This is a genomic window from Streptomyces sp. NPDC059255 (assembly GCF_042752355.1).
GTDB lineage: Bacteria > Actinomycetota > Actinomycetes > Streptomycetales > Streptomycetaceae > Streptomyces.
This window is the reverse complement of record NZ_JBHYZP010000010.1, coordinates 99,647-122,822: the sequence shown is the minus strand read 5'-3', so window position 1 is coordinate 122,822 and position 23,176 is coordinate 99,647. Positions and strand designations below refer to the sequence as shown.

Sequence of the window (23,176 nt, the reverse complement as noted above, 5' to 3'; positions counted from 1 at the left end):
GCCGAAGCGGCTCCCCTGACCGGCACCGACGCGGACGTCTCGGGCGGCTATCTCACCGGCTGACCGTGGTGGATGGAGAGTTCCGTACGCGTCAGCCGCTCGCCCGTGCCGCCCCAGCGCAGCGCGATGATCTCCGCCATGATCGCCACTGCCGTCTCCTCGGGCGTACGGGCGCCCAGGTCGAGCCCTATGGGGGAGGAGAGCCGGGCCAGTTCGCGCTCGCTCAGGCCGGCCTCGCGCAGCCGGGCGAGGCGGTCCTCGTGGGTGCGGCGGCTGCCCATGGCGCCGATGTAGCGGGCAGGGGTGCGCAGGGCGCGTTCCAGCAGGGGGACGTCGAACTTCGGGTCGTGCGTCAGTACGCAGATCACCGTGGACGCGTCCACCGGATGCTCCTCCAGGAAGCGGTGCGGCCACTGGACGACCAGTTCGTCCGCGTCGGGGAAGCGCCGCCGGGTGGCGAAGACCGGGCGGGCGTCGCAGACCGTGACGTGGTAGCCGAGGAACTTCCCCATCCGCGCGACCGCGCCCGCGAAGTCGATCGCGCCGAACACCAGCATCCGCGGCGGCGGCGCGAAGGACTGGACGAAGACCGTCAGGTCGTCCATGCGCTGCTCGCCGTGGCGCCCGATGTGGACGACGCCGGTGTGTCCCTGCGCGAGCATGCCGCGCGCCTGCTCGGTGACCGCCGCGTCCAGCCGGGCGCCGCCGAGGGTGCCCCGTACCGGGGAGGGACAGGGATCCGGGGCGGTCTCCGCGAAGTCCTCCGTGGAGGCCTCCGCCGGGAGCACGAGCAGGTTCCCGCCCGGCACCGGAGCCCCTGGCGTCCTCGGCGTCCCGTGGTCGCCGTACGCGTCCGGATCGACGGAGAGCACCGACGCCACCGCCACCGGGAGTCCCGCCGCGATGCGCTCCAGGACCTCCGGCAGCCCGGGGAAGTGCGTGGCGTCGGCCGGCCTGACCAGGATGTCCACGATCCCACCGCAGGTCAGCCCCGCCTCCAGCGCGTCGCCGTCGCTGATCCCGTACGTCTTGAGCTGGGCCTCGCCGGTGGCCAGGACCTCCCGCGCGACCTCGTACACCGCGCCCTCGACACAGCCGCCCGAGACGCTGCCGACCACCTCGCCGTCCTCCGCGACGGCCATCGACGCGCCGGGGCCGCGCGGCGCCGACTTCCAGGTCTCTACGACGGTGGCCAGGGCGAAGCGCACCCCTGCGGCCTGCCATGCGGCGATGGATCCGGCGATGTCCCGCACCTGTGCTCCCTCCGAGCTTTCCGGCGCAGCCTGGGTCCCGGGGCCGGTGCTGTCAAAGGAGACTTCAGCGTTCGCTTAAGCCGTGGCGTGTACGTCGCCCGCGCTCGTTCCCGGGCCTTCCGGGACCTAAGCGACACCTTAATTCGCTGTTGACTTTCCGCACCTCGTGAAGCCAAATGACGGCGTCGACGGGGGCCGGCAAGCGGCTGTGGCGAGGGCGCCACAAGAGAGGGATCGCTGATGCAGGTTCCCGCCCCTTTCGAGTACGAACGCGCCACCAGCGTCGATCACGCCATCGGGCTCCTCGACCGGCTGGGTGACACGGCCCGGCTGGTGGCCGGCGGTCACAGTCTGCTCCCGATGATGAAGCTGCGGCTGGCCAACTTCGAGTACCTGATCGACATCAACGATCTCTACGACGAGCTGGGTTACATCCGGGTCGAGCCGGACCGCATACGCATCGGCGCCATGACCCGCCACCGCGAGCTGCTGGAGTCCGCCGCGCTCGCCGGGACCTTTCCGATCTTCGCCGACGCGGAGCGCGTGATCGCCGACCCCGTGGTCCGCAACCGCGGCACGCTCGGCGGTTCGCTCTGCCAGGCCGACCCCTCCGAGGACCTCTCCGCCGTGTGCACGACGCTCGGCGCGAGCTGCGTGATCCAGGGCAGCGGCGGCCGGCGCACCGTGAGTATGGAGGAGTTCCACCGCGGTCCCTACGAGACGGCCGTGGGCGACGCCGAGATGCTGATCGAGGTGATCCTCCCGCGCCGGCCCCACGGCGCGAGCGCGTACGAGAAGGTCGAACGGCGCGCGGGCGACTGGGCGGTGGTCTCGGCGGGCGCGGCCGTCTGGCTGGACGCGGAGCACGGTGTCATCGAGGACGCGCGGGTGGGGCTCGCCGCCGTCGGGCCGAACACGACCGGGCTGCCGGAGATCTCCCGGGAACTGCGCGGCAGGGAGCCCTCGGAGGCGCTGTACGCGCGGGCGGGCGAGATCGCGGCGGCCTCCTGCGACCCGGTCACGGACCGGCGCGGCAGCGCCGAGTACAAGCGCCACCTCGCCAAGGAGCTGACCGTACGCACACTGCGCCGCTCGGTGGCGCGCATCGCGGACGCGCGGGCAGGAGCGGCGGGCGTGGCGGGTGCGGTGGGATCCGCCCCCGCCGCCCCCGCCGCCCCTGCCCCCGGCCGTGGCCCGAACTACCCCCAGGGAGGCTGACCATGCAGGTCACCATGACCGTCAACGGTGACGAGGTCACCCGTGAGATCGAGGGCCGGCTGCTGCTCGTCCACTTCCTCCGCGACCACCTCGCGCTCACCGGCACCCACTGGGGCTGCGACACCAGCAACTGCGGTACCTGCGTGGTCTGGATGGACGGCGAGCCCGTCAAGTCCTGTACGGTGCTGGCCGCGATGGCCGGCGGCCACGAGATACGGACCGTCGAGGGCCTGGAGCAGGGCGGCCGGCTCGACCCCGTCCAGCAGGGGTTCATGGAGTGCCACGGCCTCCAGTGCGGCTTCTGCACCCCCGGCATGCTGATGACCGCGCGGGCGCTGCTCGACCGTAACAAGAACCCCTCCGAGCACGAGATACGGGAAGCGGTCTCCGGCCAGATCTGCCGCTGCACCGGCTACTCCTCCATCGTCCGCTCCGTCCAGTGGGCCGCCGCCGAAGAGGCCGGGACCCGCAGCGCCGTCACCGCCGTGGAGGAGTCATGAGCACCGTCGCGGGCCACGCGGCCGCCCCGGCGCCCGCGCCCGTCACCGAGTTCACCGACAACGACCGGAAACCCTGCGGCCACGGCCGGATGCTCCGCAAGGAGGACCCGCGCTTCATCCGGGGCCGGGGCCGTTACGTGGACGACGTACAGCTCCCCGGGATGCTCCATCTCGCCGTGCTGCGCTCACCGATGGCCCACGCCCGGATCGTCTCCGTCGACACGACGCTGGCCGAGGCGCACCCCAAGGTGAAGCTCGTCGTCACCGGCGCGATGCTCGCGGAGAAGGGCCTCGCGTGGATGCCCACGCTCTCCAACGACGTCCAGGCCGTGCTCGCCACCGACAAGGTGCGCTTCCAGGGCCAGGAGGTCGCCTTCGTCGTCGCCGAGGACCGCTACGCGGCGCGCGACGCGCTGGAGTTGATCGACGTCGAGTACGACCAGCTCGACCCGGTGGTCGACGTCCGCCGGGCGCTGGAGGTCGGCGCGCCCGTGATCCGGGACGACATCGAGGGCAAGACCGACAACCACTGCTTCGACTGGGAGACCGGCGACGAGGCGGCGACCGCCGCCGTCTTCGACCGCGCCGATGTCGTCGTCAGCCAGGACATCGTCTACCCGCGCGTCCACCCGGCGCCGATGGAGACCTGCGGCGCGGTCGCCGACTACGACGCGATCGACGGCCGGCTCACCCTCTGGTCCACCACCCAGGCCCCGCACGCCCACCGCACGCTGTACGCGATCGTCGCCGGGCTGCCCGAGCACAAGATCCGGGTGATCGCGCCCGACATCGGCGGCGGCTTCGGCAACAAGGTCCCGATCTACCCGGGTTACGTCTGCGCGATCGTCGGTTCGCTGCTCACCGGGAAGCCGGTGAAGTGGATGGAGGACCGCTCCGAGAACCTCATCTCCACCGGATTCGCCCGCGACTACATCATGCGCGGCGAGATCGCGGCGACCCGTGACGGGAAGATCCTCGCGATCCGCACCGACGTCCTCGCCGACCACGGCGCGTTCAACGGGGTGGCGGCGCCGGTGAAGTACCCGGCCGGGTTCTTCGGTGTGTTCACCGGCAGTTACGACATCGAGGCCGCGTACGCGAGGATGACCGCCGTCCACACCAACAAGGCGCCGGGCGGGGTGGCGTACGCCTGCTCGTTCCGGATCACCGAGGCGGTCTATCTGGTCGAGCGGATCGTGGACTGTCTCGCCTTCGAACTCGACATGGACCCGGTCGAGTTGAGGCGGCGCAACTTCATCCGGCCCGAGCAGTTCCCGTACACCACCAAGACGGGCTGGGTGTACGACTCCGGGAACTACGAGCCGACCATGCGGCTGGCGACGGAGCTGGCCGGCTACGACGAACTGCGGCGCGAGCAGGCGGAGAAGCGGGCCCGCGGCGAACTCATGGGCATCGGCGTCTCGTTCTTCACCGAGGCCGTCGGGGCGGGCCCGCGCAAGGACATGGACATCCTCGGCCTCGGCATGGCCGACGGCTGCGAACTGCGGATCCACCCGACCGGCAAGGCCGTCGTACGGCTCTCCGTGCAGACCCAGGGCCAGGGCCACGAGACGACGTTCGCGCAGATCGTCGCCGAGGAGATCGGCATCCCGCCCGCCGACATCGACGTGGTGCACGGCGACACCGACCAGACGCCCTTCGGGCTCGGCACGTACGGCAGCCGCTCGACCCCCGTCTCGGGCGCGGCGGCGGCCCTGGTCGCCCGGAAGGTGCGGGACAAGGCGCGGATCATCGCCTCGGGGATGCTGGAGGTGTCGGTCGCCGATCTGGAGTGGGACAAGGGCTCGTTCACGGTCGTGGGCGACCCGTCGAAGTCCGTGACCATCCAGGACATCGCGATGGCGGCGCACGGCGCGGGTGATCTGCCGGAGGGGATCGAGGGCGGTCTGGAGGCGCAGATCTGCTACAACCCGGAGAACCTGACCTACCCGCACGGCGCGTACATCTGCGTCGTGGACATCGACCCCGGCACGGCGCAGGTCAAGGTCCGCCGCTTCATCGCGGTGGACGACTGCGGCACCCGGATCAACCCGATGATCATCGAGGGCCAGGTGCACGGCGGCCTCACCGACGGCGTCGGGATGGCGCTGATGGAGATGATCTCCTTCGACGAGGACGGCAACTGCCTCGGCGGCTCACTGATGGACTACCTGATCCCGACGGCGCTCGAAGTGCCGGACTGGGAAACGGGGTTCACGGTCACGCCCTCGCCCCACCACCCCATCGGCGCGAAGGGCGTCGGCGAGTCCGCGACGGTCGGCTCCCCGCCGGCCGTGGTGAACGCGGTGGTGGACGCGCTGCGGCCGTACGGCATCCGGCACGCGGACATGCCGCTGACGCCCTCCCGGGTGTGGGAGGCGATGCGGGGGCGGCCGATGCCGCCGATCTGAGGCGGATCGCGGTCGAAGTGAGGGTTACGAGGGTGGCGAACGTACGGATGACCATGACGACAGCGTCTGTGACCACGACGGCAGCACCGGTGACCATGGCGGCGCCGGTGACCACGACGGCAGTGCCGGTGACGGACCGGGCGGGCCGGACGGCGGCCAGAATGGCGGAACTCGCCGCCGGACGCGTGCCGTTCGTGCACGCGACGGTGGTACGGGCCCAGGTGCCAAGCTCCGCCCGCCCCGGCGACGAGGCGATCGTCACGGGCGACGGCACGATCGACGGCTTCGTCGGCGGGGTGTGCGCCGAGGGCTCCGTCCGTACGGCCGCACTCGGCGCCCTGAACGGCGGCGGCCCGTTGCTGCTGCGGGTGCTGCCCGAGGGCGAGGCGGACTTCCCCGAGTCTCCGGGGGCGCAAGTGGTCGTCAATCCCTGCCTTTCGGGCGGGGCGTTGGAGATCTTTCTGGAGCCGAGACTGCCCCCGCCGCTGGTCGAGATCGTCGGCAGGACCCCGGTCGCGGACGCCCTTGTCGCCCTCGCGGAGGTGCTCGGTTACGCCACGGCCCGCTCCCTGCCGGACGGTGCGCCGGAGGCGTGCGCGGACGCGGTGGTCGTCGCGAGCCACGGCCGCGACGAGACCGCGTCCCTGCGCGCCGCGCTGGACGCGGGCATCGGCTACATCGCCCTGGTCGCGAGCCCCCGGCGGGGCCGGGCCCTCCTCGACGAACTGGGCCTGACCGACGCGGAACGGGCCCGGATCTCCACTCCGGCGGGCCTGGACATCGGCGCGCGCACGGCACCGGAGGTCGCGCTGTCGATCCTTGCGGAGGTCATCGCGGCGGTACGCGGGGCCGCCGGGGCCGCCGGGGCCGCCGAGGTTGCCGGGGCCGCCGGGGGCGGAGTCCCTCCGGGCGGGGCCGCCGCCGCAACCCCTGCCGCCGGGGACCGGCCCCCGTCCCCGTCCCCGTCCTCACCCCCGCCGACCGTGACCGACCCCGTCTGCGGCATGTCGGTCACGGTCATGCCCGACACCCCGCACCTCTCCGCCGACGGAACGGACGTCTGGTTCTGCGCCCCCGGGTGCCGCGACCGGTACGCGGCGGAGAGGCGCGGCGGTAGCACGACATGAACGACACCGACACCGACACCGACGCCGATTCCGGCCCCATCCCCATCCCCCTGTTCACGGACGCCGACGACATACGGCGCCGCCTCGACGCCGTCGGCCACCTCGTCGACGACGGAACGGCGACCGCCCTCTACCTCGCCCTCGCCCTGGAGCGTCCCCTCCTCGTCGAGGGGGAGCCGGGGGTGGGCAAGACAGCGGCGGCAAAGGCCCTGGCCCGGGCGATGGGAACACCACTGGTGCGACTGCAGTGTTACGAGGGCCTGACGGCCAACGAGGCGCTGTACGAGTGGAATTACCAGCGCCAGCTTCTCGCCGTACGGCTCGCGGAAGCACGCGACGAGCGGCTGGGCGACGCCGACCTCTTCACCGAGGAGTTCCTCCAGGACCGGCCGATCCTGCGGGCGATCCGGCACGAAGGCCCCGTACCGCCGGTGCTGCTGATCGACGAGATCGACCGCGCGGACGACGAGTTCGAGGCGCTGCTCTTCGAGTTCCTCGGCGAGGCGTCGCTCACCGTCCCGGAGCTGGGCACGTTCACGGCCGCCCGGCGCCCGGTGGTGATCCTGACGTCCAACCGCAGCCGCGAACTGCACGACGCCCTGCGCCGCCGCTGCCTCTACCACTGGATCGACTTCCCGGCGCCCGAGCGCGCCGCGGAGATCCTGCGCCGTACCGTACCCGCCGCGAACGAACCGCTGATCGCCTCGGCGGTGGAGTTCATCGGGCGGGTCAGACGGCTCGACCTCGACAAGGCGCCGGGCATGGCGGAGACGATCGACTGGGTCTCGGCGCTGTCGGTGCTGCGGGCCTCGGAGCTGGTGCGCGCGGACATCGTCCGCACGCTCAGCACGATCGCCAAGAGCCCGGACGACCACACCACGATCAACGAAGCGCTGGACGGCCTGGGCTTTCCCGAGCCCGCGTCGGCGTAGCCAACGGAGGAACCCATGAAGATCGACAACGAGTTCACCGTCGGGGTGCCCGTCGACCGTGCCTGGGAGGTGCTCACCGACCTGGAGGGCATCGCACCCTGCATGCCGGGCGCGCAGCTCACGGGCGTGGACGGGGACGTCTACACCGGAAAGATCAAGATCAAGGTCGGTCCGGTGATCAGCCAGTACGCGGGTACGGCGGAGATCGTCGAGAAGGACGCGGCCGCCCGCCGGGCGGTGATCCGCGCGAAGGGGAAGGACTCCCGGGGCGCGGGCAACGCGTCGGCGCTGATCAACGCGACGCTGCGGGCGGAGGGGGACGCGACGGTCGTCACGGTCGTGACGGACCTCAACATCACGGGGAAGATAGCCCAGTTCGGCAGCGGAATGATCAAGGAGGTGTCGGTCAAGCTGCTGGGCCAGTTCGTACAGAACCTGGAGGCGCAGCTGCACGCGGAGGCCCCGGCACCCGCTCCCGCACCGGCACCGACTCCGGTACCTGAGCCCGAGCCCGTGGCGGCATCGGTCCCCGCCGCGGTACGGGAGACGCCGCCCCCGCCTCCGGCGTCCACGGCGCCCGCTCCTCCGGCGCAGACTCACGCACCAGCACCAGCACCAGCACCAGCACCAGCACCAGCACCAGCACCAGCACCAGCACCGGCTCCGGAGGAGAAGGACGACGACGTCGCACCGCTCGATCTGATGGGGATCGCCGGGGCGTCGGTCTACAAGCGGTTCCTCCCCCTCGTGGCCGGGACCGTGGTCGTGATAGCGGTCGTGGCCTACTTCCTTGTCCGCTGACGCGGCGCCCACCCCGCCCCTGCTGCTGCGCGGCACCGACCGGGCCGCCTTCGCCGTGGCGTTCGTCGAGCGGCTGCGGGCGCGCGGGCTTGCGGTCGGGTTCACGGCGGTCGAGGACTTCGTACGCGCGCTGGACGGCGCCCGGCCGCGTACCAGGACGCCGCTGTACTGGACCGCCCGGATCACGCTCGTACGGCGCCACTCCGACCTGGCCGTGTTCGACGCGGTCTTCGACGCCGTGTTCGGCGGGGCCGTCCTCGGCGTGGACCCCCACGCGCGCCGGCGCGGCCCCGCCGGGCCCTCCGGTGCGGCCGAACGCCCCGCCTCCGCACCCTCCGTACGGCGGGACGGGGTGCCGGAGGGCGACGGCGGGCTGCCCTGGGCGACGCGGCCCCAGGTGGTGGCGCAGACCGAGCATACCGACGCCGAAGAAGCCGAGCTGACCGTCCCGCAACGCCTGCCGAGCGCGCTGGACGGGCTCGCGGACGTACCGTTCGAGGCGCTGGGCCCCGAGGAGAGCGCGCTGCTCGGACGGTGGCTGGAGGCAGCCGTACGGGAGTGGCCCACCCGGCGCTCGCGGCGCGTCGCGCCGGGCCGGGGGCGGCGGGGCCGGATCGCGCCGCGACGCACGCTCGCCCGGTCGCGCCGTACCGGCTGGGAGCCGATGGAACTGGTGCGGGTGGCACCGGTCGCCGCGCCACGCCGGGTCGTCATGGTGTGCGACGTCAGCCGGTCCATGCAGGCCCAGGCGGTCGCGTACCTCCACCTCATGCGGGCGCTGGCGCTCACCGCCGACGCGGAGGCCTTCGCGTTCGCCACCTCACTGACCCGGCTGACCGCGGTGCTGCGCCACCGGTCCGCCGAGTTCGCGATCGAGGGGGCGACGGCGCAGGTCACGGACCGGTTCGGCGGCACCAGGATCGCGAGCTGCCTGAGCGCACTGCTCGCCTCGCACCACGGCGGCGCGCTGCGCGGGGCGATCGTGATCATCGGCTCGGACGGCTGGGACGGCGACTCCGCGGACGAACTGGCCGCGGCCATGGCCCGGTTGCGCCGCCGCGCCCACCGGGTGGTGTGGCTGAACCCGCGCGCCTCGGCCCCGGGTTTCGAGCCGCGCGTATCGACGATGGCCGCCGCGCTCCCGTACTGCGACGCACTGCTGCCGGCGGACACCTTCCGCTCTCTGGCCCGGGCGCTCGAACAGATCCCGCATGTACGGGCGCGGGGAGCCGCGGCGACCGGGTCACGCCGGCCTCGGGCCTTCACGAGCGGGCCTGTGCGGTCCTGATCGGGGTTGTGCGGCCCGGCGGGCTCCGGACCTGATGCGCATTCGGGCCCGCCGGGCGCGGCTCACACCTCGTGGAAATCATCGCCGATCAACTCGTAGAGGCGGCCATTGAATTCGTACAGGGGCGCCTGGCTCCGCGGGGGCGGAAGTCGCTGGGACGACGATTGCGAGTGCACGTAGGGGTCCGGCTGGTCGTACTGGGACGACGAGTAGCGACGTGACGAAGACCCATGCCGGGACGGACCCCTGGACTGGGACGAACGGTGCGAGGACCTGGGCTGGTCGTCGTCGCGATGTCTCGACGACCGCTCAGGCGCCAGGGGCGGCAGCTGGAGGGACGGGTCCAACTCCGGCAACGGAGCCGGCGCCCGGGTACGGGACCTGGAGGAGCTGCGGGGCTTGAACGGATTGTCGTCGAAACCCGGTGCCGGATCCGGCGCCCGGGTACGGGACCTGGAGGAGCGGCTGGGCCTGAGCGGCACATCGTCGTAGGGCACCGGCCCCGATCCACCCGGAAGGTTCTTCGAGCGCGAACTCGACGGTGGATAGTGCTTCGACGACTTCTTCGGCGGGGCAGGCGCGAGGGGGTTCGGCTGCGGGAGCGGCGGGTTCGAACTCGGCCCGGCAAACGATTGGCGGCGGGGCCTGAGCGACACATCGTCCAAGGGCGCCGACACCGAGGGCCTGCGCTTGGCGGGCCGCCCCCGTCCCTCGTCCGAAGACGCCGACATCTGTTCCAGCGTCTCCAGTTCCTCCGTACCCATCCGCACCCTGCCGGACATGACCTTTTTGAGATGCTGCGCGCCTCCGGGTTTACTCGGAGTTGTTTTTTTTGAGGGTATGGCCATGGGGAAGTCTTCGAGGAATTCCGCACGCGAACGTTCACCGGACGCCTGCTTCTTGGCCGCAGCGCGAAACGCCTTCTTCGCCGCCCCGTGGCGGGTTGCCTCCGCTTCGTCGACGACAGCGGTGACCATGGTGGCCGCACGACGCCGGGTGGGCTCCATCCCCGGCACATGGTCCCGCACATCCCGGCCCCGCGTCGCGTCCGCGACGGCGCTGAAGTCCGAGTCGGTCAAGTGCGTGATCATCCCCGAGGGCTGGCCGTCGATTTCTTCGTAGTACTTGGTGCTGATGTCCGAAGCACCACGGTGGTTTTGCTTGTTCGACTGGATGTACGGGGCACCGCCCCGGCCTGCCTTGGTGCTGTAGCCGCCGAACTGGTTACTGCGCTGGCCGTAATCCTTGCTTGGCGCCTCGGCCCGCTCCTCCGCCCTGCGCAGCCTATCGACAATCGCTGCCACGCGTGCTTCCCTCGCCTGTTCCTCCGCCCATTCCGCCTCCGTCATCACCTCCTTGCCCTTGCGGTTGTGCTTCCCGCCCATCCGCTGGACCGGTGCTTCAGCGTCCGCGGAAGCCTGGCGGGATGCGGTGGCCGCCGAGACCAGCCGCTCGACGCCGGCCGTCGGCGCACTGGCGTTCTCCATGGAGGCGGCCTGCACCTCCTCCGGCGAATTCGGATCGGACACCGTGAACCCGTGGCCGGTGGCATTGCCCGAGACGGACCCGGCCGCCTGCTGGAAGGTGTGCGCCACCTCGTGCAGCACCCTCTTACGCGTCATGGGACCGTCGAACACCATGTGGTTGCGGGAGGTGTACGCCTCGGCCCCGATCTCCCGGGCGGACCGCCGGGCGGCTTCGTCGGTGTGCACCCGCAGATGCGACAGGCTGACACCGTAGACCGACTCCGCCTCCTTACGTATCGGGCCGTCGAAGTTCGTGCCGGGGGACTTGATGACGTCCGGCACGGTCGAGCGCTGTACGGATGGTGTGTGCCCGCATCCCCGCCCGCACCCCGCGCCGTGCTCGCCCTGGCTCCTGTCCTGGGTGATGCGCTGGACGACAGCGGCATTGCCGACCGCCGCCTGGAGCCCCGGTATCTGCGCGGGCCTCAGCGGTTCTTCCGCTGATAATGCCTGCCGGACGGCCGGGGTACGGTTGGCGCTCGCGGGACGTCCGGGCCGATGGGAAGTCCGGGCTTCACCGGGTTCGCGTTCTGTATGCATACGTGAGGTGCCTCCTCATGCGGGCTTTCCGCCCACACCATCTGTAACTACAAAGGTGAAGGCCCTCGGTACGCGCTCGCATCGGTAACTCTTACCTACGTCTTCAGCCGTCACCCCCAGGGACCGCACTGGTCCAGATACTCCAGGACGGATCAGAACCACTACGTGTGAAAAGGCCAGGCTGGTCAAAGGTGCGGCCTGTGCGGGACCCTGAGCGCATGCCTCGACGTCTCATGTTCGTGCAGTTGAAGACCGGTTACGACACAGACCGCGGGCCCTCGTGGATCGGATGGGTGGACTTCTCGAAGACCTGGTGCACCGCGTACTTTCATAGCCGCCGTCGGCGATCGTGAGTGTTCTGCCGACGGCGTCTTTGGCGGGTGTCGGCGTCGATGACGATCTGGTGGTGGTCGAGTACCGATAGTTCTTGGACAGTTCGGTATGAGTCGCACGGAGAGACCACTGACAGCAGTTCGGCCGTGCGACTCGGAGCCGTTATGCGACCGCGAATTCCGAAGGTACGGTCATTCCGGCATCGTTGGCCGCCACGACGACGTCCTGCACCACCGCCGAGTCGGTGTCGTTCTGCGCCAGCAGGTCCCAGACCGTGGCGCCGGTTGCTCCGATGAGGCACCCGGCCACCGCCCCGGCGTATGCGGCGGCTGTCACGGCCCCCGCGTCCGCCGCGATGGTGCCGAGTCCGGTGAATCCCGATGCCTCCAGAGCGGTCAGTGTGACCTCCATCCCTCCGGCAGCCTCCGCGGCATGGTGAAGTTCCTCAAGGAAGTGGAGAACCTCTTCTGCCGAGTCCAACGCCTCTGCAGGCGTCGGCAGGCTGGAGCTGTGCATGCAAAATGTGAACTCGCTCTCGAAACTCATGACATCCCCTTGATTCGTTCGTTCACTCCGTTGCCCGTGCCCGTGCCCGGTCGGCAGCCACCGCTGGTCACTCCGGCAAGCGCTCGAGAATGGGCTCACCTGGCCCGGGACCAGGGTCGGGACCGGGGCCGGGGTCAGGGCCAGGGTCGGGACCGGGGTCAGGCCCGGGGTCGGGTCCCGGATCAGGCCCGGGGTCGGGGCCGGGATCAGGACCAGGTTCGGGTCCAGGGTCAGGTCCGGGTTCGGGTCCAGGGTCAGGTCCGGGTCCGGGTTCGGGTCCGGGTTCCGGTCCAGGGTCAGGCCCGGGGTCGGGGTCGGGACCAGGTTCGGGCCCAGGGTCTGGTCCGGGCCCGGGGTCGGGACCAGGTTCGGGCCCAGGGTCAGGTCCGGGTTCGGGTCCAGGATCGGGTCCAGGATCTGGTCCGGGTTCGGGACCAGGTTCGGCGCCCGGGTCGATCGTGTTCGCGACCGTGGTCACGGTGTCGGCCGACTGCTTCAGCGTGTTGTCGGCAGCGGAGATCGCCAGGCCCAACGGCGCGGCGCTCGCCCCCAGGAAGGCGATTCCCACGTCGACAGCCACACGGCCTATCGCCACGAACGCAGCCACAATCGCACTCAGGGCATCGGCAATGCTGGAGAGACTGCTGATGTTCGTTCTCCCGATCATGTCGAAAGCCTTCTCGGTTGCGGCTTCTGCGTCTATCGCGTGCTGAAGCACGACCGCGGCCGCACTGCCGAGAACGCCACCGTTCTGCGCAAGTGAGGTCTGCAGGTCCTGAACACGGCTCTTCACATCCTGCATCGACTTACCCTGGGCGACCGAACTGAGTACGTTCGCGAACGACGTGCCGATGTCGGCGATTTGCGGACTGCTGGTGAGCTGAGCAGCACTTTGGATCTGCTCGGCCAGCTTGCCCGATTGATTCAGCCTGTCCTGGACCAGTTGCGCGTCCGGTGAACCTGAAACAGGGACTTGAAAGAGTGTTACGGCGCCATTTGACATGCCCCTTCCCTTCCTTTCTTTCACTCGATGGTCTTCGACCCCCGATCGAGGACGCGGACCTCGCCGGTCGCAGAACCGGAATCCAATTCGCACAGCGTTGCAAGTACCTGCTCCACGCTGACGATTCCGGGGAAGGTGTTGGGCGCGATGACGTTGACCCGTACTCCCACCGGTTCGAGTTCCACGGCCAGGTGACGGCTTGCCACAGTGAGGGCAGCTTTGCAGGAACTGTAGCCGATCTGGCCCGAATCGGGATAAATGTTGAACGCTGCCACCGATGACAGGTTGACGACGTTCCGATTGGCTCGGCGATTGTCCTCTGGGGTCGCCTGCCACGATTTTCGGTACACCTCCGCGACAATCTGAAGGGGGCGTACGACGTTGATGGTCAGTTGGTGCGGGAGACGCTCAAGGAATTCGGGCGAGGTGCCCGGTCCCCAGTCGTAGTGCACAGCGCTGTTGACGACAAGGTCGATGTGACCGAAGGCAGCAAGAGCAAGCTCTGCAATGCGCTCTCCGCTGGTCGGATCGGTCAGGTCGGCGGCGATCGGGTAGAAGTGCGTCCGTATCTCGGGGGTGGGTCGCTCCGGGGCCAGAGGATCAATCACCCGTTCCTGCCGCCGTATGCCCGTTGAATTACCGTCACGGTAAACTGCGGCTATTTGATAGCGCGTTCCGAGATGTCGGCAGAAACTCCTTCCCATCCGCCCTCCGGCACCCAGGAGCAGGCACACTCTCGATTCGTTCCCGAGTTCCTTGCCCGTCATCTCCGCTGCCCCCTCGGCCACGACGCGATTGCCTCTTCGCCCCACCGGCTCGTCGCGTCCTCCTTGGGGCGGTGCCACCACAAGACCGGTGAGTTGCGTGTTCTACGGCTCTCCAGATACGTATGAAAAGAACGAGGTGTGCACTCGAAGGCGAGCATGGAGTTGTCCTTCGGGGGCACCAGGGAGGCCGGTTCCGTGACGGGAACGGTGTTACTGAGATAGAGCCCCGTTTCACCGCCGTTCCCAGGGAGCCATGGCCCGTTGTCCAAGTAGTAGATCAGTGCCAGGGCGCGCACCATCTCCACGACCTCCACACCCGGTTCCGGCGTTTCTCCGGATCGGTAATTGCATCGCGCGGAATCCGACAGATTCACCGTGGCGTCAGGTGAGGGGCTGGACGACCGGGCGAGGAACCACCCCGGACTGAGGTCGTTGTGCACGCGGCCGCTTCGGGCGCCGGGTCTGTGGTGATGCAGGCCGGCATCCATATCGCAGGTGATGGGTGCACCGGAAACAGTTGACATCAGCCGACGGAATTCCGCCGAGAAGAAGATGTCGAAGGCCCCTCGGTAGCCAGGGCGGAAGCTGTGTCCCGTTGCGTCGTATCCGGGCATGTTCCGCTGGAATCCATGCCCGTCGGGCGCGCCGAGCAGGTGACGGAACTCCGCGATCATCTGCTCGTACAGCGCAGGAGCGAAAACGGACTCAGCCCATATGTGACGGAACGGGAACTCCCGCAACAGCCACCGGCGGCCGTCCAGAAGTTGGTTCAGGTCAGTTCGCATGGCCACCCTCCAACTCGTCGACGCGAGCGATACAGACCAGGGAGGGTCCCTCAATTCAGTCTTGTGCCGCCCGGGTGGACTCGCAACCGGGAGCCCCCCCTGGCCGGAACGGCATCGGTCGGCGCGACTCCTGTTCAGCGTCTGGTGGTGGGGCAGGGGTGTTGGGGGTGTTGGGGGTGGGGGCTGCAGGCGATGAGGTTGAGGGAGAGGAAGCGTCCGCCGGTGGTCCACCAGCCGCCGGTGATGTCGTTGCGTGCGGCGAGTTGGCGGGTGAGCGCGGCGATGTCGGGTGTGGGGGCGTAGGTCCCGGTGAGGATGTCGGTGTGCCGCTCGTGCTGGTGGGTGTACCAGTGGGCGGCGTCTTCGGTTTCGGTTTGGTTGAAGGTGACATGGATGTGTGCGGGTGTTTTGAGGAGCCAGTGGGCGGGTTCGAGGGGCATGAGGGGGGTGGTGGGGAATTCGGGGTGACCGGGTCGGCGGTGGGCGTCGCCGGGTCTGATGAGCAGGGTGCCGTGGCCGTGCCAGAGGTAGGCGTGGTGGTGAGGTGACATGGGGGCTCCTGGGGCTGCTGGGGTCTCCTTGGGGGCGGCCCCGCCCGGGGGAGGTTCGGGCGGGGCCGCGTGGTGTTGCCGGTGGGGGTGTTATCGGCGTCCGCAGCCGTCGCCGTCCCCGCAGCCGCCGGATGGGTTGCCGTCTCCGTCGTCGCCGCTGCCGTTGTCGTCCTCTCCGTCGTGGTTGACGGGGTCGGTGGGGTGTCGCATGGTGGCCTCCTGTGCCGTTGGGTGCAGTTGCCGGGCCCGGATCGTGTTGGCCGGGCCCTGGTCCCGTTCCGGCCGGTTGTTCCTTCGCCGGGAGTGCCGGCTGGAGCGGGAGTCTGAGAGGTGTGCGGTACGGGGCGCCCCTGGCCGGTGCCGCGCGTGTCGGGGCACCGGCGGACGACGTCACAGCCACGAGGGGCGAGCGGCCTGGACGGTGCGCTGAACCGGGGGCCTGACGGCTTATCGGTCGAAGTGCTCGCCGACGAGGGTCAGGACAAATACGACCAGCGCGGCCGAAGCGAGGACGAGGACCAGCGGGGGACGGCGGTATCCACGTCCCACTACGCGTCTCGTATGCCGGTGTCGCCCGCGAGCGCGCTTCCGGCGACGGCACGCAGCCGTATGCACATGGCGATGACGCCCGGGTCGCCGATGAACCGCACCCCGGGCGAGGAGGGTTGACCAGGTGTCCCGTTCACCGGGCAACCTGGGCCCAGACGGCTTTCCCGAAGGGCCGGTCGGCCACGCCCCAGCACTCCGCCAGCGCCTGCACGATGAACAGCCCGCGCCCCCGGTCGCGTTCCTGGGACACGGCTCGGAACCGGGGCCGCCGCCGCACCGGGTCCCGTACCTCGATCCGTACGCAGGTGTCGGTGACCGCGAGCAGGACCAGCACGGAGTCCCCGGGCTCGGTCCCGTACCGCACCGCGTTCGTCACCAACTCCGAAACGATCAGCCGTACATCGTCCACCAGATCCTCGTGGAGGCCGGTGGCATCATGGGCCAGTGCGTCGCGGACGAAGTGCCGTGCGGCGGACACAATTTCCGGGGCGCTGGGAAACATGGCCTGCGCCGGGATGCCGGGCAGCGGCCGACAGCGGCAGGCGCGTAACGCGTCCGATTGCGCGCAGGCCGCGTGCGGCTCCCCTGCCGTCGGGTTCGGTGAGTTCGGCGAGTTGCCCTGGCGTGCTTCATTCGTCATGGTGATAACTCCCCGTGACCTATTGGTTCCTGTGGACAGACAACACGGGTGCGCCGGGTGGGGGTACCGTCTCAAGGGGTGTCGAAGAGTGTTGCTTCCGTTACTCCCCGTCGAAGGAAGTGGTGAGCATGAAGACGCCGAACGACAAGCTCGCACGGTGGCTCGGCCGGTCCACAATGAGCCGCGGTGAGTTAGCTCGACGCGTCAGATCCAAGGCCGTTGCGTGGCAGCAGCCCCACATCTCACCGGATACGACCCGTATCCGGTGCTGGCTCCAAGGCGAAATGCCTCGGACGCCGATCCCGGACATCCTCGCTGCGGTCTTCTCAGACCACTTCGGGTTCCGCGTCACGACCTACGATCTCGGGCTCGGCGAGGGCAGTTCCACGGACGCGGCACTCATGTACAACGCCTCGTACACGGCTACCGTGGAAGTCGTCGCAGACCTGGGGAGAGCTGACGTGGACCGACGCAAGTTCCTTTCCGCCGCACCTTTCACCGCCGTCGCCGGAGTGGGTCCCTCCCGGGACTGGCTGATGAACACCCTTGACCAGCAGCCGGAGCCGGGTCCCCGGGTGAGGCTCGAAGATGTCTCCGCCGTGCGGAACATGTTCGCCACCTTCCAGCGCATGGATGTCCTCCAGGGCGGCGGTTCGGGCCGTCTCGTTCTGGCCGAATACATGACGCAACATGTCTATCCGCTGCTGCGCCGCACCCATGGCGCCGCCGTGCGGCGCGCCTTGTGCGAAGCGGCGGCAGAGCAGACGTACCTCCTGGGGTGGATGTCCTACGACAACGGGGAACACGGCACGGCGCAGCGCTACTTGATCCAGGCGCTCCGCCTCGCCGAGGAGTCGAGGAATTCAGGGCTCGGCGCGCATGTTCTTGCCGGAATGGCGGACCAGGCGACGCTGCTTGGTGATCCCGCCGAAGGCCGTCGCCTGGCCCAGGCCGGGCGCCACGGGTTGTCCCGGACGGACTCACCGGCCTGCCTGGCAGACCTGTGGTGCCTGGAGGCGCGGGCTCTTGCCGTGCTCGGGGACAAGACGGCAGCGGCACGCGCGGTGGCCGAGTCGGAGAATGCGTTCGAGCGGGCACGTCCGGAAACGGAACAGGAATGGGCCGCTTTCATCGATCCGGCGTATCTCCACGGCGAACACGCGAACACCTTTCGGGACCTGGGCGACTCCGGGGCGGCCGAGGAGCACGCGCGCCGGTCCATCGAGCACGCCAGGAAGCAGCAGCGCGCCAGGCGGGGAGCAATGTCGCATGCCGCACTCGCTGTCGCGCATCTCCAGCGAAGCGACCTCGAATCGGCCTGCGCCGCCGGTGTCCGGACGCTGACTCTGTCGCGCCGGGTGAAGTCCTCGCGCTGCGTGGAGGCGGTGCAGGACCTCCAGCGGCGCATGCGCCCGTTCGGGAGCAACCGGCTTGTCGCGGACTTCAACGAGCAGGCCCGCGAACTGGTCACCGCCGCATGAGTGATGGCCGAAGGAGACTCTTCATGCGCGTCGGCGTACCGGTCACCGTCCTCTGGCCCGACGGCGCCACCCGGTAGCCATGCCGCGTGGCGGCGTACAGCTTCACGATTCCTGGCACAGCCCGGTACGGAAGGAACATACAGTGATCTCGGCACAGGCATGGGCGGACGCCGAGCGGTTGTGGGACTTCCACCGGATGCGCCACGAGCCACGGCCCTGCTCCGTCGCCGTCGGCCTCGGCAGTCATGACCTGGGCGTGGCCGATACGACCGTGGAGCTCTACCGGCGTGGCATGGCGCCGCTGATCGTGTTCACCGGGGCCACCAGCCGTACGACGCAGGACCGCATGCCGCGTGGTGAGGCCGTCCACTACCGGGAGCGTGCCCTCGAACTCGGTGTCCCCGAAGGGGTCGTGCTCGTGGAGGCGCGCGCACGCAACACCGGGGAGAACATCCGCTTCTCGCGAGCGCTGCTCGAAGACGCCGGGGCCGATGTCACCTCCGTACTGCTGGTCAGCAAGCCCTACGAGGAACGACGCGCGTACGCCACGGCACGCAAGCTCTGGCCCGGCGTCGAGGTCGTCAGCGCGTCCACGCCGATGACCTTCGAGGCGTACGTCGAGTCCATCGGGGACCCGCGCCTCGTGCTCGACATGCTCGTCGGCGCGCTGCAACGGCTGCTGATCTACCCGGGGCAAGGATTCATGACCGCCCAGTCGGTGCCCGACGACGTGACCGCCGCGTACGACCGGCTGTGCCGCGCGGGCTACACCAGCCGGCTCGTCCCTGGGTGAGAGACGTGCTCGGGGGCGGCGTCGAGTGCGTCGAGTACCGCGTCGCCGTTCGTCCTCGCCCACTCGGTCAGCATGTGGATCGGACCGATCAGCGTCGCCCCGAGCGGGGTGAGTTCGTACTCGACGCGGGGCGGCACCTCGGCGTACGCGTGGCGGTGGATGAGGCCGTGCGCTTCGAGGCGTCGGAGCGTCTGGGTGAGCATCTTGCGGGAGATGCCGCCGATCAGCTCGATCAGCTCGCCATGGCGCACCGGGCCCTTGCTGAGGCCGTAGAGCACGACCGCCGTCCACTTGTCGGCGATCAGCTCGATCGTCAGACGCCCCGGGCAGTCGGCGAGAAAGGGGTCGCCGGGACCGAAACCGCTCATGGGGCCAAAGGTACCTGCCGGTTCCTGTCGGAAACCTAGCCTGGGTAATTCCCCTTCCAAAGCAACAGGAGAGTCATGCGCGTCATCACCCAGCAGACGCTCGGCGGTCCCGAGGTGCTCACCATCGTGGACGCGCCCGAGCCCCGGCCGCTCCCGACCGAGGTCCTCGTCCGCGTGAAGGCGATCGGGCTGAACCCGCTGGAGGCGCTCCTGCGCGCCGGCGAGTTCCCCCCGCTGATCGGCCGGCCGCCGTTCGTCCTCGGCTGGGACATCAGCGGCGTGGTCGAGGAGGGGTCGCTGACGTATCGGTTCAGGCCGGGCGACGAGGTGTTCGGGATGCCGCTGTTCCCGCGGGCGGCGAGCGCGTACGCCGAGGTCGTGTCGGCGCCGGCGTTGCACCTGGCGCGCAAGCCGGCGTCGCTCTCGCACGTCGAGGCGGCGGCGCTGCCGGTCGTCGGGCTGACGGCGTGGCAGGGCCTCGTCGACCTCGGCGGCGTGACCGAGGGCGACCGCGTCCTGGTCCACGGCGGTGGCGGCGGGGTCGGCCACGTCGCGATCCAGATCGCCAAAGCGCTCGGCGCGCACGTGATCGCGACCGCCGGCGCGAGCAAGCGGAAGTTCGTCGAGGGGCTCGGCGCCGACGAGGTGATCGACTACACGGCGGTCGACTTCACCGAGGCGGTCCGCGACATCGACCTCGTGCTCGACACGATCGGCGGCGACACCGTCGAGCGGTCGCTCGACGTGCTCCGCCCGGACGGTCACCTGGTGACGGCGGTCGCCGAGGAGGACGCGCAGCTCGTCGCCGCATACGAGGCGGCCGGTATGCGCTTCAGCCGCATCGCGGTCGACCCCGATCCGGTCGCCCTGCGAGGTCTCGTCGAACTGGTCGAACAGGGCAGGCTCCGGGTCCACGTGCAGGAGACGTTCCCGTTCGAGCGCGTCGCCGACGCGCACCGGCTGCTCGACGGCGGTCACCTCCAGGGCAAGCTCGTCCTCACCGTCTGATCCCGTCGCGGGGCCTCACGTGCGTCGTGAGTGAGGCTCCGTTGACGAACGGTTGCCGGCTCTCCGCCGGGCGGCGGCGAGTTGCTCACGCGCGGGGTATCCGGCCGTGGATCTCCTCGGCCATGTTCGTCATCGCCGTGCGGAAGATCTCGGCCTGATGGTCGCCGAGGAACGAGGTGTGCCCGAACACCTCCAGGACGACGAGGCCGTGCAGGTGTCCCCACGCGCTCATCAGGAGCGCGGTCGCGGCGGGCGGCAGTCCCTCCTGGCCCTCCGGTGACAGCTGCTCCAGATGGGCCCGGAGCGGTGGTGAGAGCGCGGGGGTGTCCGCCGCGGCGAGTTGCGCCTCGGTGTAACCGCCGAACAGTTCGCGCTCGAAGACCGCGCTCATCCGGAGGACCGCCTGGGTGGACGAGCCCCCGGCGGGGGCCTCGTAGGACCGCAGCGGCGTTCCGTAGATGAGCTTGAAGTGCTCGGGACGGGCGACGGCCCATCGGCGGTACCCCTCGGCCGCGGCCACCAGCCGTGGTACGGCCGCGACCTCCGTCGTGGTGTCGACGGCGGCCTGTACGGCGTCGGCCAGGTCGTTGTGCGCCTTGGCGACGAGTGCGGTGACGAGGGCGTCCCGGCTGGGGAAGTAGTGGTAGAGCGCCTGCACGGTCATTCCGAGGCTGCGCGCGACCGCGCGCAGGGACAGGGCCACCGGTCCGTGTTCGGCGATGTGGGACTCGGCGGTGTCCAGGATCTCCTGGGTCGCGGCGGCCCGGCGCCGCAGGCGCAGGGCGGACGGGGCCGTCTTGGGTTCGTCTACGGGCATGTGGCGACCGTACGACGCCAACTCCGTCGGCGCACGGTGAAGTTGCCGACTGCGAGGAAGATCTGACACTGCCAGACGGTGCACCGCCTGAAGTTCGGGGCCCGTCCGCGCGGTGGACTTCGCCTCGTTTACTTCCTCTTCGGCGTTGGCATAGTGTCCCATCGGCGGGGCCTGCCGTTCGGGCATACGCACGGCCGCCGGGGACGGGCGACGGGAACGGTGCCGATGATCGAGACGGTGTTCAGGAGCGAGGACGTTCCGGCGGCGGACCGGTTCGACCGCTGGCGTGAGCTGATGCGGCAGTGCACCGCGCCTCTTGAGCTGGACAGCGAGTACCGGAGCGAATTCAGGGCGTCGCAGCGGCTGCTGGAGCTCGACGGGATCTCGGTATGGCCCACGCGCTTCCAGCCGGTTTCCTTCCGGCGGACTCCACGGCTGATCCGGCAGTCCGACCCGGAGCAGGTCAACATCTCGATTCCTCTGCGGGGCACGCTGTACGCCACCCGGGACGGCCATGAGGTGGCGTACGGCCCCGACGCCCTGTGTGTCGTGGACAGTTCGCGGACCATCGAGGTCCGGACGCTCACCCCTCAGACCGGCATCGGGCTGGACGTTCCGAAAGCCCTGCTGCCGCTGTCCGGGAACGGGCTGGAAAAGCTGAGCCGTTACCGGCTGTCCGGGCGAGAAGGGTTCGGGGGCCTGCTCGTGGCCTTCCTGACCCAGATCGCCCGGGACGCCTCCGCCTACCGGTCGACGGACGGGCCGCGACTGGCCGCGATCGTGGTCGATCTGCTCTCGGCGCTGTTCACCCACCATCTCGCCACCGACGACGAACTCGGCCCTGAGACGCGCCGACGAGCCCTGACCATGGAGATCCAGGCGTTCATCCGCCGTCATGTGCGTGACCCGGAGCTGACCCCGCGCGCGGTCGCCGTGGCCCATCACATCTCGACCAGTTACCTGCACCAGCTCTTCCGGGACCAGGACACCACGGTCGCGGCCATGATCCGCGGCCTGCGACTGCGAGGCGCCCGGAAGGACCTCGCCGATCCGGCGCAGAGCGGCACCACCATTCAGGACATCGCGGCGCGATGGGGATTTCCCAGTCACACCACCTTCACGCGCGCATTCCACAGCGCGTACGGTCTCTCGCCTCGCGACTTCCGCCACGTGTCCTTGCACGGGTGGTTGATGTCCCAGGCGTAACAGCCCTCCCGCATGCTCGGTCCGCGGGGGAGCGGGTCCCGGTTCCGAGACGGTCGGTGGGAGCCGTCAGCGCTCCTCCAGCGCGTCGAGCGCCACCGCCTGGGCGATGGCGAGGCGGCGGTCGAGGTCCGGGGCGAGGATGTCGAGGACGTACCGGTCCCGCAGCCCGAACTTCTTGTCGACCGCCATCAGCCGCTTGTCGCCCTCGGTGAAGTCGAAGTGGTACGGCCAGAGGAAGGGCACGAAGTCCGTGAACGGCAGCCACTCCCAGATCCGGCGCACCCCGGCCACCACCCGGTTGCGCTCGCGCCCGGTGAGTTTGATCGTGCCCGGCTGCCGCATGGTCCAGGTGGAGCGGAAGAGGGAGGCGACGGCCTCGTTGCCGAAGGACCCGATGGGCTGGCCAACCGCGTCCCGCACGTCGTAGCCGACTTCGGGATCGAGGAGCTCGCGGGCCTCGAAGGTGCACAGGACGTGCTTCCTGGACTCGTCGGTGTAGAAGGTCATCTGTTCGCCGAGCGTCATCCGCTTCTGGTGGGCGAAGGCGACGACCTCGCCCTCGGAGCCGTCCGGCCGGACCGCGGTCACCACGTACTCCTTGGCCTTGAGGGACATCTTCTGCCGGATGGTGAACCGCTCGTGTGCCTGTACGTGTGTGCTGTTCATGTGACGTCTCCCGTTGTCTTCTTCTCGTACGGACGGTTCGGCCGCGTACCGCCTGCCGGATCTCCAG

At 69.7% G+C, this 23,176-nt stretch carries 23 protein-coding genes; 12 read left to right on the top strand and 11 right to left on the bottom strand.

The window, feature by feature from the left end:
• Window positions 1-47: 47 nt before the first annotated feature.
• On the bottom strand, window positions 48-1,253 hold the full coding sequence (locus tag ACFXKG_RS15260; RefSeq protein ID WP_384837859.1) for an XdhC family protein: 1,206 nt from the start codon (window positions 1,251-1,253) through the stop codon (window positions 48-50).
• A gap of 240 nt (window positions 1,254-1,493) precedes the next feature.
• On the opposite strand from ACFXKG_RS15260, the gene ACFXKG_RS15255 reads away from it, so the two are divergent.
• From ACFXKG_RS15255 to ACFXKG_RS15225, 7 genes are read left to right on the top strand one after another with little or no spacing between them, the layout of a single operon-like run.
• Window positions 1,494-2,471: an FAD binding domain-containing protein gene (locus ACFXKG_RS15255; RefSeq protein ID WP_384837856.1), complete on the top strand. Its 978-nt coding sequence runs from the start codon at window positions 1,494-1,496 to the stop codon at window positions 2,469-2,471.
• A gap of 2 nt (window positions 2,472-2,473) precedes the next feature.
• Window positions 2,474-2,971 carry a (2Fe-2S)-binding protein gene (locus ACFXKG_RS15250; RefSeq protein ID WP_384837853.1) on the top strand — a complete coding sequence of 166 codons (498 nt, stop codon included), beginning with the start codon at window positions 2,474-2,476 and terminating at the stop codon, window positions 2,969-2,971.
• A complete protein-coding gene (locus tag ACFXKG_RS15245) occupies window positions 2,968-5,382 on the top strand; it encodes an aerobic carbon-monoxide dehydrogenase large subunit (RefSeq protein ID WP_384837850.1) in 2,415 nt (804 codons plus the stop codon). The genes ACFXKG_RS15250 and ACFXKG_RS15245 overlap by 4 nt, the downstream gene beginning before the upstream one ends.
• A 53-nt stretch (window positions 5,383-5,435) precedes the next feature.
• The gene (locus tag ACFXKG_RS15240) at window positions 5,436-6,509 is read left to right on the top strand and encodes an XdhC family protein (protein ID WP_384837847.1); all 1,074 of its coding nucleotides are present in this window, start codon (window positions 5,436-5,438) and stop codon (window positions 6,507-6,509) included.
• The gene (locus tag ACFXKG_RS15235) at window positions 6,506-7,441 is read left to right on the top strand and encodes an AAA family ATPase (protein WP_384837844.1); all 936 of its coding nucleotides are present in this window, start codon (window positions 6,506-6,508) and stop codon (window positions 7,439-7,441) included. The genes ACFXKG_RS15240 and ACFXKG_RS15235 overlap by 4 nt, the downstream gene beginning before the upstream one ends.
• Window positions 7,442-7,456: 15 nt before the next feature.
• Window positions 7,457-8,242: an SRPBCC family protein gene (locus ACFXKG_RS15230; RefSeq protein ID WP_384837841.1), complete on the top strand. Its 786-nt coding sequence runs from the start codon at window positions 7,457-7,459 to the stop codon at window positions 8,240-8,242.
• Window positions 8,232-9,530 (top strand): VWA domain-containing protein, encoded by a 1,299-nt coding sequence (locus ACFXKG_RS15225; protein ID WP_384837838.1) that lies wholly within the window; start codon window positions 8,232-8,234, stop codon window positions 9,528-9,530. The genes ACFXKG_RS15230 and ACFXKG_RS15225 overlap by 11 nt, the downstream gene beginning before the upstream one ends.
• 62 nt (window positions 9,531-9,592) lie before the next feature.
• On the opposite strand, the gene ACFXKG_RS15220 is transcribed toward ACFXKG_RS15225, so the two are convergent.
• Window positions 9,593-11,338 (bottom strand): DUF4157 domain-containing protein, encoded by a 1,746-nt coding sequence (locus ACFXKG_RS15220; RefSeq protein ID WP_384837835.1) that lies wholly within the window; start codon window positions 11,336-11,338, stop codon window positions 9,593-9,595.
• A gap of 24 nt (window positions 11,339-11,362) precedes the next feature.
• On the opposite strand from ACFXKG_RS15220, the gene ACFXKG_RS15215 reads away from it, so the two are divergent.
• Window positions 11,363-11,500: a hypothetical protein gene (locus tag ACFXKG_RS15215; protein ID WP_384837832.1), complete on the top strand. Its 138-nt coding sequence runs from the start codon at window positions 11,363-11,365 to the stop codon at window positions 11,498-11,500.
• Window positions 11,501-12,091: 591 nt separating this feature from the next.
• On the opposite strand, the gene ACFXKG_RS15210 is transcribed toward ACFXKG_RS15215, so the two are convergent.
• The 6 genes from ACFXKG_RS15210 to ACFXKG_RS15185 all read right to left on the bottom strand — a co-directional run bounded on the left by ACFXKG_RS15210 (window position 12,092) and on the right by ACFXKG_RS15185 (window position 16,770).
• Window positions 12,092-12,475: a hypothetical protein gene (locus ACFXKG_RS15210; protein ID WP_384837829.1), complete on the bottom strand. Its 384-nt coding sequence runs from the start codon at window positions 12,473-12,475 to the stop codon at window positions 12,092-12,094.
• A 1,023-nt stretch (window positions 12,476-13,498) separates the two neighbouring features.
• Window positions 13,499-14,245, bottom strand: coding sequence for an SDR family NAD(P)-dependent oxidoreductase (locus tag ACFXKG_RS15205; RefSeq protein ID WP_384837826.1), 747 nt, complete (start codon window positions 14,243-14,245; stop codon window positions 13,499-13,501).
• Complete coding sequence (locus ACFXKG_RS15200) at window positions 14,242-15,030, bottom strand: 2OG-Fe(II) oxygenase (protein WP_384837823.1); 789 nt, start codon at window positions 15,028-15,030, stop codon at window positions 14,242-14,244. Before ACFXKG_RS15200 ends, ACFXKG_RS15205 begins: the two co-directional genes overlap by 4 nt.
• A 134-nt stretch (window positions 15,031-15,164) precedes the next feature.
• Window positions 15,165-15,581, bottom strand: coding sequence for a hypothetical protein (locus ACFXKG_RS15195; protein WP_384837820.1), 417 nt, complete (start codon window positions 15,579-15,581; stop codon window positions 15,165-15,167).
• Between the two features lie 548 nt (window positions 15,582-16,129).
• On the bottom strand, window positions 16,130-16,267 hold the full coding sequence (locus ACFXKG_RS15190; RefSeq protein ID WP_384837817.1) for a hypothetical protein: 138 nt from the start codon (window positions 16,265-16,267) through the stop codon (window positions 16,130-16,132).
• On the bottom strand, window positions 16,264-16,770 hold the full coding sequence (locus ACFXKG_RS15185) for an ATP-binding protein (RefSeq protein WP_384837814.1): 507 nt from the start codon (window positions 16,768-16,770) through the stop codon (window positions 16,264-16,266). The genes ACFXKG_RS15190 and ACFXKG_RS15185 overlap by 4 nt, the downstream gene beginning before the upstream one ends.
• Window positions 16,771-16,898: 128 nt before the next feature.
• On the opposite strand from ACFXKG_RS15185, the gene ACFXKG_RS15180 reads away from it, so the two are divergent.
• Window positions 16,899-18,251 carry a transcriptional regulator gene (locus tag ACFXKG_RS15180; protein ID WP_384837811.1) on the top strand — a complete coding sequence of 451 codons (1,353 nt, stop codon included), beginning with the start codon at window positions 16,899-16,901 and terminating at the stop codon, window positions 18,249-18,251.
• Window positions 18,252-18,393: 142 nt separating this feature from the next.
• Complete coding sequence (locus tag ACFXKG_RS15175; RefSeq protein WP_384837808.1) at window positions 18,394-19,044, top strand: YdcF family protein; 651 nt, start codon at window positions 18,394-18,396, stop codon at window positions 19,042-19,044.
• Here ACFXKG_RS15175 and ACFXKG_RS15170 read toward each other — a convergent pair.
• Complete coding sequence (locus ACFXKG_RS15170; RefSeq protein ID WP_384837805.1) at window positions 19,017-19,412, bottom strand: winged helix-turn-helix transcriptional regulator; 396 nt, start codon at window positions 19,410-19,412, stop codon at window positions 19,017-19,019. The two genes, ACFXKG_RS15175 and ACFXKG_RS15170, sit on opposite strands and share 28 nt — an antisense overlap.
• 75 nt (window positions 19,413-19,487) lie before the next feature.
• On the opposite strand from ACFXKG_RS15170, the gene ACFXKG_RS15165 reads away from it, so the two are divergent.
• Window positions 19,488-20,420: an NADP-dependent oxidoreductase gene (locus tag ACFXKG_RS15165; RefSeq protein WP_384837802.1), complete on the top strand. Its 933-nt coding sequence runs from the start codon at window positions 19,488-19,490 to the stop codon at window positions 20,418-20,420.
• Between the two features lie 85 nt (window positions 20,421-20,505).
• Here the strand turns inward: ACFXKG_RS15165 and ACFXKG_RS15160 are convergent, their stop codons facing one another.
• Window positions 20,506-21,237: a TetR/AcrR family transcriptional regulator gene (locus ACFXKG_RS15160; protein WP_384837799.1), complete on the bottom strand. Its 732-nt coding sequence runs from the start codon at window positions 21,235-21,237 to the stop codon at window positions 20,506-20,508.
• A 225-nt stretch (window positions 21,238-21,462) separates the two neighbouring features.
• Between ACFXKG_RS15160 and ACFXKG_RS15155 the strand changes: the two genes are divergently transcribed.
• On the top strand, window positions 21,463-22,443 hold the full coding sequence (locus ACFXKG_RS15155; protein WP_384837796.1) for a helix-turn-helix domain-containing protein: 981 nt from the start codon (window positions 21,463-21,465) through the stop codon (window positions 22,441-22,443).
• Between the two features lie 66 nt (window positions 22,444-22,509).
• Here the strand turns inward: ACFXKG_RS15155 and ACFXKG_RS15150 are convergent, their stop codons facing one another.
• The gene (locus ACFXKG_RS15150; RefSeq protein ID WP_384837793.1) at window positions 22,510-23,109 is read right to left on the bottom strand and encodes a hypothetical protein; all 600 of its coding nucleotides are present in this window, start codon (window positions 23,107-23,109) and stop codon (window positions 22,510-22,512) included.
• Window positions 23,110-23,176: the final 67 nt, after the last annotated feature.

Bases quoted from the DNA above. Each gene is read 5' to 3' on its own strand.
- ACFXKG_RS15205 (WP_384837826.1), bottom strand. From the start codon at position 14,245: ATGACGGGCAAGGAACTCGGGAACGAATCGAGAGTGTGCCTGCTCCTG.
- ACFXKG_RS15160 (WP_384837799.1), bottom strand. From the start codon at position 21,237: ATGCCCGTAGACGAACCCAAGACGGCCCCGTCCGCCCTGCGCCTGCGG.
- ACFXKG_RS15185 (WP_384837814.1), bottom strand. From the start codon at position 16,770: ATGACGAATGAAGCACGCCAGGGCAACTCGCCGAACTCACCGAACCCG.
- ACFXKG_RS15150 (WP_384837793.1), bottom strand. From the start codon at position 23,109: ATGAACAGCACACACGTACAGGCACACGAGCGGTTCACCATCCGGCAG.
- ACFXKG_RS15155 (WP_384837796.1), top strand. From the start codon at position 21,463: ATGATCGAGACGGTGTTCAGGAGCGAGGACGTTCCGGCGGCGGACCGG.
- ACFXKG_RS15230 (WP_384837841.1), top strand. From the start codon at position 7,457: ATGAAGATCGACAACGAGTTCACCGTCGGGGTGCCCGTCGACCGTGCC.
- ACFXKG_RS15245 (WP_384837850.1), top strand. From the start codon at position 2,968: ATGAGCACCGTCGCGGGCCACGCGGCCGCCCCGGCGCCCGCGCCCGTC.
- ACFXKG_RS15165 (WP_384837802.1), top strand. From the start codon at position 19,488: ATGCGCGTCATCACCCAGCAGACGCTCGGCGGTCCCGAGGTGCTCACC.
- ACFXKG_RS15255 (WP_384837856.1), top strand. From the start codon at position 1,494: ATGCAGGTTCCCGCCCCTTTCGAGTACGAACGCGCCACCAGCGTCGAT.
- ACFXKG_RS15180 (WP_384837811.1), top strand. From the start codon at position 16,899: ATGAAGACGCCGAACGACAAGCTCGCACGGTGGCTCGGCCGGTCCACA.
- ACFXKG_RS15200 (WP_384837823.1), bottom strand. From the start codon at position 15,030: ATGCGAACTGACCTGAACCAACTTCTGGACGGCCGCCGGTGGCTGTTG.
- ACFXKG_RS15195 (WP_384837820.1), bottom strand. From the start codon at position 15,581: ATGTCACCTCACCACCACGCCTACCTCTGGCACGGCCACGGCACCCTG.
- ACFXKG_RS15170 (WP_384837805.1), bottom strand. From the start codon at position 19,412: ATGAGCGGTTTCGGTCCCGGCGACCCCTTTCTCGCCGACTGCCCGGGG.
- ACFXKG_RS15235 (WP_384837844.1), top strand. From the start codon at position 6,506: ATGAACGACACCGACACCGACACCGACGCCGATTCCGGCCCCATCCCC.
- ACFXKG_RS15240 (WP_384837847.1), top strand. From the start codon at position 5,436: ATGACGACAGCGTCTGTGACCACGACGGCAGCACCGGTGACCATGGCG.
- ACFXKG_RS15210 (WP_384837829.1), bottom strand. From the start codon at position 12,475: ATGAGTTTCGAGAGCGAGTTCACATTTTGCATGCACAGCTCCAGCCTG.
- ACFXKG_RS15250 (WP_384837853.1), top strand. From the start codon at position 2,474: ATGCAGGTCACCATGACCGTCAACGGTGACGAGGTCACCCGTGAGATC.